The organism is Streptomyces sp. NPDC048644 (assembly GCF_043199105.1).
Taxonomy (GTDB): Bacteria; Actinomycetota; Actinomycetes; order Streptomycetales; family Streptomycetaceae; genus Streptomyces.
The window spans coordinates 413,804-428,335 of sequence record NZ_JBICVO010000001.1 but is presented as its reverse complement, the minus strand read 5'-3'; the positions used below and the strand labels follow the sequence as shown (position 1 = coordinate 428,335).

Here is a 14,532-nt window from a genome sequence, read left to right as displayed (position 1 = left end):
GGGGTGCGCGCTCTTTAGAGGTCGTAGTAAAGCTCGAACTCGTGCGGGTGCGGGCGCAGCTGGATCGGGGCGATTTCGTTGGTGCGCTTGTAGTCGATCCAGGTTTCGATCAGGTCGGACGTGAAGACGCCGCCCTGCTGGAGGTACTCGTTGTCGGCCTCGAGGGCGTCCAGGACGGCCGGGAGGGAGGTCGGGACCTGGGCGACGCCCGCGTGCTCCTCGGGGGCCAGCTCGTAGAGGTCCTTGTCGATCGGCTCGGCCGGCTCGATCTTGTTCTTGACGCCGTCCAGGCCCGCCAGGAGGAGCGCGGAGAACGCCAGGTAGGGGTTGGAGGACGGGTCGGGGGCGCGGAACTCGACGCGCTTGGCCTTCGGGTTGGAGCCCGTGATCGGGATGCGCATGGCCGCCGAGCGGTTGCGCTGCGAGTAGACCAGGTTGACCGGGGCCTCGAAGCCGGGGACCAGGCGGTGGTAGGAGTTCACCGTCGGGTTGGTGAAGGCCAGCAGCGACGGGGCGTGCTTGAGGATGCCGCCGATGTAGTAGCGGGCGGTGTCCGAGAGGCCCGCGTAGCCCTGCTCGTCGTAGAAGAGCGGGGTGCCGCCCTGCCACAGCGACTGGTGGACGTGCATGCCGGAGCCGTTGTCGCCGAAGATCGGCTTGGGCATGAAGGTCGCGGACTTGCCGTTGCGCCAGGCGACGTTCTTCACGATGTACTTGAAGAGCATCAGGTCGTCGGCCGCGGCGAGCAGCGTGTTGAACTTGTAGTTGATCTCCGCCTGGCCGCCGGTGCCGACCTCGTGGTGCTGGCGCTCGATCTGGAGGCCGGCCGCCTCCAGCTCAAGGGACATCTCGGCGCGCAGGTCGGCGTGGTGGTCGACCGGCGGGACGGGGAAGTAGCCGCCCTTGTAACGGACCTTGTAGCCGCGGTTGTTGTCCTCGGAACCGGTGTTCCAGGCGCCGGACTCGGCGTCGATGTGGTAGAAGGACTGGTTCGCCGACGTCTCGAAGCGCACGGAGTCGAAGACGTAGAACTCGGCCTCGGGGCCGAAGTAGGCGGTGTCGGCGATGCCGGTGGAGGCGAGGTACGCCTCGGCCTTCTTGGCGATGTTGCGCGGGTCGCGGCTGTACTGCTCACCGGTGATCGGGTCGTGGATGAAGAAGTTGATGTTCACGGTCTTGTCACGGCGGAACGGGTCGAGCCGGGCCGTCGACAGGTCGGCGCGCAGCGACATGTCGGACTCGTGGATCGCCTGGAAGCCGCGGATCGACGAGCCGTCGAAGGCCAGCTCCTCGTTCGGGTCGAACGCCTTCGCCGGGATCGTGACGTGCTGCATCACACCGGGCAGGTCGCAGAACCTGACATCGATGAACTTGACGTCCTCATCCGCGATGTACTTCTTTACCTCGTCGGCGTTCTCGAACATCCCAACTCCTCCTAGCCCGGTCACCGGTCGGCGGACGCGGGGTTGCTACGCGGAGCGCGACCATGTGCGGTGGCGCGCTTGCCCGACCATAGGCAGGCGTGATTTCTCCAGCATGACCCATTTGTTTCGCTGAGGTTAACCGGCGCGCGGCCCTCCGCACCTCCTGGTGTGCCCTGGTGAGCGCCGTTTTCCGGTGGCTGCGGCGCCCCGCGGGGAATCGAACGTATGCGGTCGCAGTACCGTGGTCGGGTGGACAACAGGCAAGCAATCGGATCGTGGATCTCCGGGCCCCGCGCGGCGGCAGAGGAAATGGGCGTCGAGTTCGGCCACCGCGGAGCGCAGCTGGGGCTGCCGGCGGAAGGCCCCGGCTCGATCGCCCGGCCGGGACGCCGCTTCGTCGCCCTCTTCATCGACTGGGCGCTGTGCATGGTCATCGCGTACGGCCTGCTCAGCGGCGGCCGGGCGCAGTCGGCGAGCAACTGGGCGCTGGTGGTCTTCGCCGTGCTGAGCGTGCTGACCGTCGGCACCGTCGGCTTCACGCCCGGCAAGCGGCTGCTCGGCCTGCGGGTGGTGGCCGAGGGCGGCGGACGGCTCTCGCTGCCCCGGGTGGTGCTGCGCACCGTCCTGCTCGTGATCGTCATCCCCGCCGTCATCTGGGACCGCGACGGCCGCGGGCTGCACGACCGGCTCGCGCGGGCGGTGCAGGTCAGGATCTGAGCCCTGGTTCGGCGCTGCACAGAAGAAACGCCCCGGAGCCGTGGCTCCGGGGCGTTGTGGTCGGTCGGGGCGCGTCGGGCGGCCCGGCCGGTCAGCGCATCTTGCCGCCGCCCTTGGGCATCCGCATGCCCTTGGGCATCGGGCCCTTCGGCACCGGCATGTTGCTCATCAGGTCGCCGAGTGCGCGCAGCCGGTCGTTCACGGCCGTCACCTGGGCGCCGGGCAGTACCCGCGGCAGCTTCAGGAGCGTCGTACGGACCTTCTTCAGCGGCACCTGGCCCTCGCCGTCGCCCACCACGATGTCGTGGACGGGGGCGTCCGCGACAGTGCGCGCCATCCGCTTCTTCTCCGCGGCCAGCAGCCCGCGCAACCGGTTCGGGTTGCCCTCGCCGACCAGCACGATGCCGGCCTTGCCGACCGCCCGGTGGACGACGTCCTGACTGCGGTTCATCGCCACCGCGGGGGTGACCGTCCAGCCGCGGCCGACGTTCTCCAGCACCGCGGCAGCCGCGCCCGGCTGGCCCTCCATCTGCCCGAAGGCAGCCCGCTCGGCGCGGCGTCCGAAGACGATCGCCATCGCGAGGAAGGCCAGTACGAAGCCCAGGATGCCCGCGTACACGGGGTGGCCGATCGCGAAGCCGATGGCAAGGAGTACGCCGAATACGACGATGCCCACGCCAGCGACGACAAGACCGACCTTGGAGTCGACCCGACGGGTCATCTTGTAGGTCTGAGCGATCTGCTTCAGTCGCCCGGGGTTGCCGGCGCCGGCAGCGCCGTCTGAGTTTGCCTTCCTCGCCATACAAGGAAGTTTACGTGGCCTGCGGGCGACGGGTCGCCGCGGCCTCCAGTACGTGCTGGGCCTCCTGCCGGTCGCTGGCCCGGCGGCGGTCCTCCAGGACGGATGTCCAGGCGTTCCGGCGGGCGGTGCGCTGTCCGCCGCCGAGCAGCAGCGCCTCGACGGCACGGAGCGCTCCGGTGACGGAGGGGACGGAATGTGCGGTGGCGCGGAGCGGCGCGGCCTGCATGGTGATGGATCTCCCTCGGGAGTGCGGCTGGGGTGCGGGAGCGGTAGGTCCGGACGCGGGGCGTGCCTCCATCGTCACCGAAGGGTGTTTCCAACGGGTGACCTGCCGGTCAAACACGACGAAACGTTGACGCGGCCCGCGCGCCCCCTGCCTGGGGGAGTGCGGGCCGCGTCCTCCCAGCATGTGCCAGGTTTCCCACATTGGCGCGCCGGGCGGCTCAGACCGCCTGAGTGGACGCCTCGACCTCGCGCCGCTCGATCGCCTGCTGGTATAGGCGTCCCGCACGGTAGGAGGAGCGGACCAGCGGCCCGGACATCACACCGGCGTAGCCGATCTCGTCGGCCTCCTGCTTCAGCTCCACGAACTCGGCCGGCTTGACCCAGCGGTCGACGGGGTGGTGGCGCGGCGTCGGCCGCAGGTACTGCGTGATCGTGATCAGCTCGCAGCCCGCGTCGTAGAGGTCCTGCAGCGCCTCGCTGATCTCCTCGCGGGTCTCGCCCATGCCCAGGATGAGGTTGGACTTGGTGACGAGTCCGGCCTCGCGGGACTTGGTGATGACCTCCAGCGAGCGCTCGTAACGGAAGCCGGGACGGATGCGCTTGAAGATCCGCGGGACGGTCTCGACATTGTGGGCGAGCACCTCGGGGCGCGAGGAGAAGACCTCGGCCAGCGCGTCGGGCATCGCGTTGAAGTCGGGGATCAGCAGCTCGACGCCGGTGTCCGGCATCAGGGCGTGGATCTGGCGGACGGTCTCCGCGTACAGCCACGCGCCGCCGTCCTCCAGGTCGTCGCGTGCGACGCCGGTGATCGTGGAGTACTTCAGGCCCATGGTCTGGACGGACTCGGCCACGCGGCGCGGTTCGTCACGGTCCAGGGGCTGCGGCTTGCCCGTGTCGATCAGGCAGAAGTCGCAGCGCCGGGTGCACTGCTCGCCGCCGATGAGGAACGTCGCCTCGCGGTCCTCCCAGCACTCGAAGATGTTGGGGCAGCCCGCCTCCTGGCAGACCGTGTGCAGGCCCTCGCTCTTGACCAGGCCCTGGAGATGGTTGTATTCGGGGCCCATCTTCGCCCTGGTCTTGATCCACTCGGGCTTGCGCTCGATGGGGGTCTGGCTGTTCCGGACCTCCAGGCGCAGCATCTTGCGTCCGTCGGGTGCGACAGCGGACACGTCGGCGCCCCTTTCTGCTATCGCGGCATTCGATTCAGCGGCGTACACCAGGGTACGCCCGGTAATTCGCACGTCGTTACGTGCGCCAACCCCGTATACGAGGCCGGCATTCCTGACGGCCGGGGTCAGACCGCGCGGGGGAGCAGCTCGGCGCCCTCCAGGACGTCCCGCAGGTGCTTCTCGACGACGGGCAGCGCCTCGGCGATGGTGACCTCGCGGCCCAGCTCACCGGAGAGCGAGGCCACCCCGGCGTCCCGGATGCCGCACGGCACGATCTTGTCGAACGAGGTGTTGTCCGGGTTCACGTTCAGCGCGAAGCCGTGCATCGTGACGCCCTTGGCGACGCGGATGCCGATCGCGGCGAGCTTGCGGTCCTCGCGGCGCTGGCCGGCGTTGGACGGCGCGTACTCGGGTCCGTTGAGCCGCGGGTCGAACAGCTCGTCCGCGAGCCGCGGGTCGAAGTCCAGGTTCAGGCCGCCCAGGGCGGCGCGTTCCCCGACCGGGTCGCCGAGCACCCACACCCCGCTGCGGCCCTCGACGCGGGTGCCTTCGACGCCGAAGTCGGCGCAGACCCGGATCAGGGCGTCCTCCAGGCGGCGGACGTGCGCGACGACGTCGACCGGGCGCGGCAGCTTCTGGATCGGGTAGCCCACCAGCTGTCCCGGGCCGTGCCAGGTGATCTTCCCGCCGCGGTCCACGTCGATGACCGGGGTGCCGTCCAGGGGACGCTCGTCGTCGGACGTGCGGCGGCCCGCGGTGTAGACGGGCGGGTGCTCCAGCAACAGGCAGGTGTCGGGCACTTCGTCGGCGAACCGGGCGGCGTGCACCCGGCGCTGTTCCTGCCAGGCCGACGTGTACTCGACGGCGTCATCGCCGAAGCCCAGATGCACAAAGCGCAGCCCCTCGGGTGCGGGGGTCTCCCCCCGAGAGATCGCAGTCACGGCAGCTCCTCTTCGAAACCTCTGTTGCAGTGCGCTGCAACGTTTGATGCCACTTCGCGCCCATGCCACTGTACGGCCGCCCTCCGCGGCGGCCACAGGCGGCCGGGGCGGGCGGCCGGGGGCCCGGGGGAGCGGCGCTCCGCAACCGGTGAACGGGGCTTCCCCGGCCGGGGCACAGCCGGCGCGCGCCGCCGTGTGGAGCGCAGGCGCCCTGCTCACACGATCGGATGAACACGGGGCGCAAGCGGCGAGAACGGGGCCGAAGGCCGTTACATTCGCGCCGTTCCACAAGGGCGAGTGCGTGTGCCGGACAGGGTCAGCCGGGCCCGGCGGCCCGGCCCGAAAGGCAGGAGACCGGTAAAGCTGATGACGGAACGACCCCCGCACCGCACGCCCAACCGCCGGCTCGCCGCGCTCATCGCGGAGGCGGGCTTCTCCAACGCCGGACTCGCCAGACGCATCGATCAACTCGGCATCGAACACGGCCTCGACCTGCGCTACGACAAGACCTCGGTCACCCGCTGGCTGCGCGGCCAGCAGCCACGGGGCACCACCCCCGCGCTGATCGCCGAGGTGTTCACCCGGCGGCTCGGCCGCCGCCTCTCCACCCAGGACCTCGGCCTGGACGCCTGTGCGCCCGTGTACGCCGGGCTGGAGTTCGCGGCGACCCCCGCGGAGGCCGTGGACATCGTCAGCGGCCTGTGGCGCAAGGACTCCGGCAGCCACGCCGAGCTGCGCAAGATCGCCTTCACCCCCGCGGGCCTCGTGGTGCCCAGCCGCGACTGGCTCATCGGCCGCGCCGACGAACGGGTCGCCCGCGGCGACCCCGGCGCGGAAGGGCCGGGGCGGGTGCCGCTCCAGGGCCGGATCGCGGTGCCGCGCCAGCGCCGTACCGACCCGCTCGACCGGGTCAACGGCGCCAAGGTGACGGCGGGCGACATCGCCGCCCTGCGCTCGGTCGGCGACCTCTTCCGCGCCCTGGACCACGCCTACGGCGGCGGCCACGCCCGGCAGGCCCTGGTGCGTTACCTGGAGCACGAGGCGGAGCCGATGCTGCGCGGCAGCTACAGCGAGGCGGCGGGGCGCAGGCTGTTCGCCGCGGCTGCCGACCTGACCCGGCTGGCCGGCTGGACCTCGTACGACATCGCCGCGCACGGCCTGGCGCAGCGGTACTTCGTGCAGGCGCTGCGGCTGACGCAGGCGGCCGGTGACCGTGCCTACGGCTCCTACGTGCTGGTCACGATGAGCCGGCAGGCCGTCTATCTCGGGCACGGCAGGGAGGCGGTGCAGCTGGCGCGGGTGGCCCAGCAGGGGGTCGGCAGCAGCGCGCCGCCGGTGGTCCAGGCGCTGCTGCACGCGGCGGAGGCGCGCGGTCACGGCGTGCTGGGCGAGGTACGCGCCTGCACGGCCGCGCTGGCCCGCGCGGAGCGGGCCCTGGAGAGCGCGCGGCCGGGCGACGAGACGCCGTACTGGGCCCGGTTCTTCGACGAGGCGCAGCTGGCCGACGAGCTGGCGCACTGCCACCGCGATCTCCAGCAGTACCGCGCCGCGTCCCAGCACGCCGAGCGCTCCCTCCAGCTGCGGGCGGCCGGCTTCGCCCGCAGCCGGCTGTTCTGCCGGGTGGTGCTGGCGACCGCGCGGCTGGGCCTGGGCGAACTGGACCAGGCGTGCGTCCTCGGCGCCGAAGCCGCCCACCAGGCATCCGAGATGCGGTCCGTGCGGGCCCACGAATACGTCAGGGACTTCGAACGCCGGCTGGAGCCGTACCGCGACGCCGCCGCGGTCCGGGGCTACCGCGACCGGGTGGCGGCCCTGGGGTGAGGGCGCACCCGGGGCCGCGCCGCGAGCGGGCGGCCCCGGCCGGCCTCAGGCCGCGGTGCGCAGCGTGGCGGGTTCGACGAAGGCGGGCAGGCCGAAGTCCTGGAGCAGCGCGCGGGCGGCGCGGCGGCCCGAGTGCAGCGCGCCCTGGAGCGTGCTGATGTCGCGGTGGTCGCCGCAGACGTAGAGCCCGGCCAGCACCCGCACCGGCCGTTCCGTGTCGTGCGGCGCGGGCATCGCGGGCACCGCGTACGGGTCATGACGGGCGGTCAGCAGCTGCCACTCGTCGGTGCCGGCGTTGTGCACCCGCGCCAGCTGCGGCCGGACCGCCCTGTCCAGCGCGGACGCCGGGAGCGCGGCGGCGGCGCCCAGCACCACCGTCGTGACCAGCGTGCGTCCGGCGGGCGCACGCGAGGGGTCGACGGCGCCGGCCGCGTAACTCCAGGCGACGGGGCCTTCCGTGGTCAGGATCAGCGGCGTCTCGCGCGGGGCGGCGGGGCGCGGGCCCAGGCCCGCGGGTGCGGTGTGGTGCAGCACGGCCGCCGGATGGAACGGCGGCACCCGCAGTCCCGGAAGCAGCCCGGCGGCCTCCCGCGCCCCGGTCGCCACCAGCACCGCACGGCAGGGGACCGGACCGTGCTCCGCCGTGGTGACCGCGGTGGTGGAGACGGAGGTGACGCGGACGGAGGTGCGGACGGTGCCGGGCGGCAGGCCGGCGGCGAGCGCGTCGGGGAGTGCGCCGGCGCCGCCGGCCGGCAGACACAGCCGCCCCTCGGCGAACGCCCGCAGCGCAGGCAGCGCGCCGCGGCTGGAGTCGCTCAGCCGCGGGTCGCCCAGCAGCGCTCCCAACAGCGGGCGGAGGAACGCGTCGTGGGCGCGCGGCGGGAAGACCGGGCGGCTCGCCAGGGCGTCGGCGACCGGCCGGTCGGGCACCGGCCGGTCGCCGTGCCGGTCGGTACGGCGGTCGGGGGAGCGGTCCAGGTGCCGGTCGGCGCGCGACAGGGCGCGCGCTGCCGCCAGTGCGCCCCTTGTGCTTCGGAGGGCGCTGACCCGCTGCGCCCGGCGGCCGTTGTGCAGGCCGAGCCACGGCGCGAACCGGCTGAGCGCCAGGCCCTCGAGACCGGGTGTCCTGAGCAGTCCCGGTGTCGCGATCAGCGGCCGGCCGCCGTGGTCGAGACGGAACCCGTCGAGGTCGTCGGTCGCCGACCTGCCGCCGATCCGCGAGGCGGCCTCCAGCACTGTGACGGAGAGCCCGGCGGCGGTCAGATGGCGGGCGGCGGCCAGTCCGGACGGACCGGCCCCCACGATGACGACGTCCACGGTCGATGCGGTGCGCAGCACGTGCCCTCCCGGAGTCGGCCCCGTCGCCGGCGGCACCGTGCCGGTGCCCGGCGCCACCGTGGTGATGCCCGGTGCCGGCGCGGGGGATGCCGAATGATGTGTGCGTGCACGGTAGGGACGGCATCGGGCATGCGGACAGGGTCGTGCGGGGGCGCGTCGGTGCGGCCCGCGCACCGTCCGGGCACCCGGCCCTGGCTGACGGCCCGTCAAGCGGCCCTGACGGCCGCCTCGATCCCCGGGTCGGTGAAGCGGAAGCCGCTCTCCAGGAGGCGTCGCGGGATCACCCGCTGGCTCCCCAGGACGTCCCCGGCGAATTCGCCGAGCGCGAGGCGCAGCGCGGGCGCGGGCACCGGGAACGGCGTCGGACGGTGCAGCACCCGCCCCATCACGGCGGTGACCTCGCGGTTGGTGACCGGCTCGGGCGCGGTGAGGTTGACCGGACCGGTCAGCGCCTCGGTGTCGATGAGGTGGCGCAGCGCGGCGATGTGGTCCCGGAGGGAGATGAAGCTCCAGTACTGGCTGCCGTCCCCGAGCCGCCCGCCGAGCCCCAGCCTGAACAGCGGGAACAGCCGCCCCCACGCACCGCCTGACCGGGCCACGACCAGGCCGGTACGGGCGAAGACGGTCCTGATGCCGGCGTCGCGGGCCGCGGTCGCCGCGTCCTCCCAGTCGACGCAGACCGACGGCAGGAAGCCCTCGCCTGGCGGCGCCGACTCATCGGTGCGCCGGTCGCCGGTGTCGCCGTAGTAGCCGATCGCGCTGCCGGAGACGAAGACCCGCGGCGGGACGTCCAGAGAGGCGACGGCCTCGGCGACGGCGGCGGTGCCCAGCACCCGGCTGTCGCGGATCTCGCGCTTGTAGGCGGCGGTCCAGCGGTGGTCGCCCACCCCCGCCCCCGCCAGGTGCACCACCGCGTCGCAGCCTGCCAGGCCCGCCGCGTCCACCTCCTGGCGCAGGGGATTCCAGCGCACCTCGTTGTCGGCCGCGGGCGGGCGCCGCACCAGGCGGACGACGCCGTGCCCGTCCGCGCGCAGCGACCGTACGAGAGCTGTGCCGATGAGACCGGTCGAGCCGGTGATCGCGATCCGCATGGGGCCATACTGCCCGCAGCGCGGCCGGGAGGCGCGGCGGCGGAACGGGGGCCCTACGCGCGGAAGCGTTCCCACAGCTGCGGGAAGCGCTCCGCCAGAGCCGCGTCGTCGTCGAAGTCGAGGTAGTCGCCCAGGGGTTCGCGCGGTGCCGGGGTCAGTCCGAGATCGGGCAGTGCGGCGCCGGTCAGTTGCTCGTACGCCTCGTCGGCTGCGTAGCCCAGCTCCTCCGCGTCGCCGTCGGACTCCTCGTCGAACGGGCCCACCAGGGAGGCGAGCTGGTCAGGATCGTGCAGCGCGCCCTCGAACACCTCGCGGCCCTGGCCGATCAGCCAGCAGCGGAAGTAGTCGAAGGCGTCGTCGCTCGCGCCGTCCAGCATCATGGCGGCGGCGGCCCACAGGTCCCACGTGTAGGCGCGGTTGTAGCGGGCCTCGAAGTGGCGGGCGAAGTCCACGACGGCGTCCGGGTCGAGGCCCAGCAGCCGTTCGGTCAGCTCGTCCGCCTGTTCCTCGGGGTCGGCATCGGCGGCCTCGCGGGAGGTGTCGATCAGCTCCCAGAACTTCGTCTCGTCCATCACCGCTCCATGATCGGCCCTGGCGGCCCGCCCTGCACGCGGAATGCCCCGGATGCGGCCCTCTTCTGCCCGGGAATGATCACCCGCGGGTGTGACCGGTGCAAGAATCAGTCGTTGGAAGGCTGGCATCATCGGCACCTTCTCCGTCCCCGTCGGTAGATCTCCCCCCACCCCCTGAAGGACGCTTCCAGGCCATGCCCATGGATGAACGAACCCGGGCCGATGTCGAACGGGCCGAGGCGGCCATCGTCGAGCACTACCCGCGGCTGGTGCGCCTGGCGTACCTCGTGCTGCCGCCGTCGATGGGTCGCCACCGCCGCGTGCTGACCGCACACGGACTGGTCCAGCGGGCGCTGCCCACGGGCCGCGGCAGGCCGCAGCGCGTGCTGCCGGGACAGCGCGCGCCGCAGGCCGAAGGGGGCTACCCGCTGGTGCGGCTGCGCGTCGTGCAGCTCGCGCTCGCCCAGGAGCGGCAGCCGCGCCGCTGGTCAGCGGTGCCGTTCGTCTGGGGGCTGCGGCTCTTCCCCCGGGCCGGCGGCGCCGACGAACTCGCCCTGGACCAGGCGCTGTCCAAGCTGACCGCGCCGGAGCGTGCCGCCGTCGGGCTGTGGCATCTGGAAGACATGGACGAGGACGACGTCGTCGCGGTGCTGGACGCCGCAGGCGCCGAGGACCCGGGCGCCGCCCAGCGGGCCGCGGTGGCGCTTGACCGCGAGTCGGGTCCGGCGACCGCGACGCTGCTGGACTCCGGCGAGTTCGACCCCTGCACGCTGCAGACCAGGCCCACCGACCTGCTGCGCCGCAGGCAGCTGACGCGGTCGGCGATGGCCGTCGCCGTGGTGCTCGCGGTGAGCGGGGCGGCGCTCGGGGTCGTCGTCGGCGGCGGATCGGACGGCGGGCGGCGGGGCCGGGCCACGACGGTGGCGCAGCAGGCGCTGGACCCGGACCGGCTGCTGCGCACGCCCAACGACGCCTGGGCCGACACCTCCCGGGTCGACTTCACCGCCTGGTCGCCGCGCGGCAGCGACACCGGTGACCGGGAGCTGCTGCGGCGGGCGCTGCGGGTCTGGGCGGAACCTGGCCACGACGTGCACATCACGGCGTCGGCCGGCACCTCGACCCGGCCGCCTGACCAGCCGCCGCGGCTGCTGTACGCGGGCATGATCGACGGCGTCATGGTGGTGGTTCTCCACGACGGCGAGCGGCTGGTGCGCTACGCCGAGCCCGCGAACGCCCCGGCCTCACTGGAGTTCGCGCGGGTCGACAACGCCGATCTGACGACCGGTGGCGCGCTGGTCATCGGGCGCGGCGACGGCTGGATGCGCTTTCTGATCGCCCCGTGGGTCACCGACGCCACCACACGGGACCTGCTGACGCCGAAGGCACCCGCGAAGCCGCTGCGCGTGGCGCCTGACGGGGTCACCGACCGGGTGCCGACACCGCCGACGGGCGCCTCCTGCGGACAGTGGCCGGTGGCGCAATTCCATTCATCGGAACGGGTGGTTGAGCGCCATAACTTCCTCATGACCGACCTCGGCGATCTCGCGCCGGTGCACCTCACCTACCTGCCGCCGCCCGCCGCCGGCCACCCGGCGGACGCTCCCGTCGAGGCGACCGGCGCCCCCGCCCTGCAGAACTGGGCGCATTCCGCCTGCTCCCTGCGGGAGTTGCGGGGCGCGGGCGTACGGTCGGTGGACAACTGGGTGTATGCGCAGCAGCCCCTTCCCGAGCACGGCGGTCGCGCCACCTGGGTGTGCAGCCGCGCCGACACCTGGCAGGGCCCCGGCCGCGTCACCGTGCAGTTCCAGCCACCGGCCGCCCGGCCCGCCGATCCCGTACGGATCGTCGGCAGGGCCCAGGACACCGCCGCCTGCAGCCGGTACGGCCGGCAGGTCGTCGGCGACACCCGCTGGCGGGCGAAGTCGGGCACGTGGTACCTCCTGGCCGCCGGCAGCCACGGCATCCAGGGACTCGACGTCACCGGCGCGGTACGCCACGGGGCGGCCGGCGCCACCCTCGCCGTACGCGCCCCGCAGGACGCGCCCGCCCGGGTGGCGGCCCGGCTGCCGGACGGCGGGATGCTGCACGCGTTCCGGCCGTGACGGGACGTGACGGGGCCGGGGCGGGGCCGGGGCGGTGGCGCCGCCGGGCCCCGGACCTGCGCCGGGCGCCGCCGCGGAGGAATCCGCCGTCGAAACCCGACAGGAGGTGTCGGGATGGGCTGCCACCGTCGCTGTGTACCTCTCACACACCGACGGCGAAGGAGTGGCAGCGATGACGGCAGCGGCCGATGTGACGGAACGGTCCCCGCAGGGCGAACTGGCGGGACGGGTGGCCCTGGTGGCCGGGGCCACCAGGGGCGCGGGGCGGGCGATGGCGGTGGAGCTGGGCCGGGCGGGCGCGTTGGTGTACGTAACGGGGCGGACGACCCGGGGCCGGGTCAGCGAGGTCGGCCGGCCCACGGAGACCATCGAGGAGACCGCGGAGCTGGTCACCGCAGCAGGCGAGGCGGCCCGTAGGGCCTCGGTCAAGGGTGGTGGTGGGCGACGGGCGGGCGGCATCGGTATCGGCGTACCGACCGACCATCTGGACCCGGCGCAGGTCAGGGCGCTGATCGAGCGGATCGACCGGGAGCAGGGGCGGCTGGACGTACTCGTCAACAGCGTCTGGGGCGGCGACCGGCTGATCGAGTTCGACACCAGACTCTGGGACCTGGACCTGGACAACGGTCTGCGGATGTTCCGGCTGGGCATCGACACCCACATCATCACCAGCCACTACGCGCTGCCGCTGCTGATCCGGCGGCCCGGCGGCCTGGTGGTCGAGATGACCGACGGCACCGCCGCCTCGAATCGCAGGTACCGCGACAGCCTCTGCTTCGACCTCACCAAGAACGCCCCGCACCGCATCGCCTTCGGCCTCGCCGCCGAGCTGAAGGAGTACGGCGGCACCGCGGTCTCGCTCACCCCCGGTTTTCTGCGGTCCGAGGAGATGCTGGACCACTTCGGGGTGACGGAGGAGACCTGGCGCGACGCGGTGGCCGAGGAACCGCACTTCGCCATCGCCGAGTCACCGGCCCTTGTCGCCCGCGCCGTACGGGCACTGGCCGCCGACCCCGACAGGCGGCGCTGGACCGGTCAGTCGCTCTCCAGCGGCCAGTTGGCGCGCGCCTACGACTTCACCGACGCCGACGGCTCCCGGCCCGACTGCGACGGCTACTTCGAGGACGTCGTCTTCGGCGGGAAGGACGCGACCGCGGAGGACTACCGGTGACCGGTGGTAGTGACGCCGGCCAGGAGTTAGGAGTACAGCGCGGCTGTCCGCCGGGCCGCCGCGGCGAACCGGTCGCGCAGCGCCGCGGGGGCCAGCACCTCGGCCTCCGGGCCCAGCGCCAGCAGCTGCGCGTAGGCGACCTCGGCGTCCTCCACGGCCAGGGTGACGGTCCGCAGCCCCTGCCCGTCCGGCTCCCCGGCCGCGGCGACCGCCTCCCGGGCGGCGGCGGGCTCGGTGACGTACGGGAGTTGGCGTATGCCGCGCTCCGACAGGCGGAGCACCACCTCCGCCCGCAGGATCGAGCGCTTGAACTGCTCGGCCCGCTCCTCCCAGAAGGCGGGCAGGTCGAAGGCGGTGTCACGGGCGAAGCGCGTGCTGTCCGCCGCCACGGCCGTGAAGCGGTCCACGCGGTAGACGCGGAACGCCGGGGCGACGCCAGGGTCCGCGGGCCCTTCGCCGGACGGCGGCAGGGCGCGCGCCGCCAGATACCAGACCCCCGCCTTCAGCACGAGGCCGTACGGCTCCAGCTCCCGCGCCACCTCCTTGTCCTTGCGGAGGTAGCGGGCGGTGATCCGGCGGTCGTCCCACACCGCGTCGGCGACGGCCGGCAGCAGGGCCGGCGGCTCCGGCTCCTGATACCAGGCGGGCGCGTCCAGATGGAAGCGCTGCGCGGCGCCCGCCGCGGCGTCGCGCAGCTCGGGCAGCAGGGCGGCGGAGACCTTCAGCCGGGCGGCGGACGCGGCGTCCGACAGGCCCATCTCGCGCAGCGCGGAGGGGACTCCGGACAGGAAGAGCGCCCCCGCCTCGCTGCGGCCGAGGCCCGTCAGCCGGGTGCGGTAGCCGCCTATCAGGCGGTAGCCGCCACTACGGCCGCGGTCGGCGTAGACGGGCACCCCGGCCTCGGAGAGTGACAGGACGTCCCGCGCGACCGTGCGCTCGGACACCTCCAGCTCCTGCGCCAGCTCGCCGGCCGTCATCGACACCCGCGACTGGAGCAGCAGCACCATCTTGATCAGCCGTGCAGCACGCATGTCCTCATCATGCCGGGCGCCACTGACAACGGCCCGGCGGCAGCCAACACCGGGCAGGGGGCGGGAAGTTGAACGGCCCCGCCGGGGCGCCACCTCGAAGGCGGCGTCCCGGCAGGGCCGGTGGGGGT

General features: G+C 73.3%; 13 protein-coding genes. 4 read left to right on the top strand and 9 right to left on the bottom strand.

Annotation, left to right across the window (positions count from 1 at the left end; translation table 11 throughout):
- Positions 1-14 precede the first annotated feature (14 nt).
- Positions 15-1,424: a type I glutamate--ammonia ligase gene (gene glnA, locus ACGFNI_RS01920; protein WP_393679677.1), complete on the bottom strand. Its 1,410-nt coding sequence runs from the start codon at positions 1,422-1,424 to the stop codon at positions 15-17.
- A 249-nt stretch (positions 1,425-1,673) separates the two neighbouring features.
- Here glnA and ACGFNI_RS01915 point away from each other — a divergent pair, with 249 nt between their 5' ends.
- Entirely contained in the window at positions 1,674-2,141 is a 468-nt protein-coding gene (locus ACGFNI_RS01915; RefSeq protein WP_393679675.1) for an RDD family protein, read from the top strand.
- A 91-nt stretch (positions 2,142-2,232) separates the two neighbouring features.
- On the opposite strand, the gene ACGFNI_RS01910 is transcribed toward ACGFNI_RS01915, so the two are convergent.
- The 4 genes from ACGFNI_RS01910 to lipB all read right to left on the bottom strand — a co-directional run bounded on the left by ACGFNI_RS01910 (position 2,233) and on the right by lipB (position 5,278).
- Positions 2,233-2,943, bottom strand: coding sequence for a DUF4191 domain-containing protein (locus tag ACGFNI_RS01910; protein WP_393679674.1), 711 nt, complete (start codon positions 2,941-2,943; stop codon positions 2,233-2,235).
- Positions 2,944-2,953: 10 nt separating this feature from the next.
- A complete protein-coding gene (locus ACGFNI_RS01905; RefSeq protein ID WP_393679672.1) occupies positions 2,954-3,169 on the bottom strand; it encodes a hypothetical protein in 216 nt (71 codons plus the stop codon).
- A gap of 217 nt (positions 3,170-3,386) precedes the next feature.
- Positions 3,387-4,337 carry a lipoyl synthase gene (lipA, locus tag ACGFNI_RS01900; protein ID WP_393679670.1) on the bottom strand — a complete coding sequence of 317 codons (951 nt, stop codon included), beginning with the start codon at positions 4,335-4,337 and terminating at the stop codon, positions 3,387-3,389.
- A 125-nt stretch (positions 4,338-4,462) separates the two neighbouring features.
- A complete protein-coding gene (lipB, locus tag ACGFNI_RS01895) occupies positions 4,463-5,278 on the bottom strand; it encodes a lipoyl(octanoyl) transferase LipB (protein WP_393679669.1) in 816 nt (271 codons plus the stop codon).
- 366 nt (positions 5,279-5,644) lie between these two features.
- Between lipB and ACGFNI_RS01890 the strand changes: the two genes are divergently transcribed.
- Positions 5,645-7,099 carry a regulator gene (locus ACGFNI_RS01890; protein WP_393679667.1) on the top strand — a complete coding sequence of 485 codons (1,455 nt, stop codon included), beginning with the start codon at positions 5,645-5,647 and terminating at the stop codon, positions 7,097-7,099.
- A 45-nt stretch (positions 7,100-7,144) separates the two neighbouring features.
- On the opposite strand, the gene ACGFNI_RS01885 is transcribed toward ACGFNI_RS01890, so the two are convergent.
- From ACGFNI_RS01885 to ACGFNI_RS01875, 3 genes are all read right to left on the bottom strand, one after another.
- Positions 7,145-8,437 (bottom strand): FAD-dependent oxidoreductase, encoded by a 1,293-nt coding sequence (locus tag ACGFNI_RS01885; protein ID WP_393679665.1) that lies wholly within the window; start codon positions 8,435-8,437, stop codon positions 7,145-7,147.
- A 206-nt stretch (positions 8,438-8,643) separates the two neighbouring features.
- Positions 8,644-9,528 (bottom strand): TIGR01777 family oxidoreductase, encoded by an 885-nt coding sequence (locus ACGFNI_RS01880; RefSeq protein ID WP_393679664.1) that lies wholly within the window; start codon positions 9,526-9,528, stop codon positions 8,644-8,646.
- Positions 9,529-9,581: 53 nt separating this feature from the next.
- Complete coding sequence (locus ACGFNI_RS01875) at positions 9,582-10,100, bottom strand: DUF4240 domain-containing protein (RefSeq protein WP_393679662.1); 519 nt, start codon at positions 10,098-10,100, stop codon at positions 9,582-9,584.
- A 200-nt stretch (positions 10,101-10,300) separates the two neighbouring features.
- On the opposite strand from ACGFNI_RS01875, the gene ACGFNI_RS01870 reads away from it, so the two are divergent.
- Positions 10,301-12,202, top strand: a complete 1,902-nt coding sequence (locus ACGFNI_RS01870) for a hypothetical protein (protein WP_393679660.1) — start codon at positions 10,301-10,303, stop codon at positions 12,200-12,202.
- 172 nt (positions 12,203-12,374) lie between these two features.
- Positions 12,375-13,373: an SDR family oxidoreductase gene (locus ACGFNI_RS01865; RefSeq protein ID WP_393679659.1), complete on the top strand. Its 999-nt coding sequence runs from the start codon at positions 12,375-12,377 to the stop codon at positions 13,371-13,373.
- A 26-nt stretch (positions 13,374-13,399) separates the two neighbouring features.
- On the opposite strand, the gene ACGFNI_RS01860 is transcribed toward ACGFNI_RS01865, so the two are convergent.
- On the bottom strand, positions 13,400-14,404 hold the full coding sequence (locus ACGFNI_RS01860) for a helix-turn-helix transcriptional regulator (RefSeq protein WP_393679658.1): 1,005 nt from the start codon (positions 14,402-14,404) through the stop codon (positions 13,400-13,402).
- Positions 14,405-14,532: the final 128 nt, after the last annotated feature.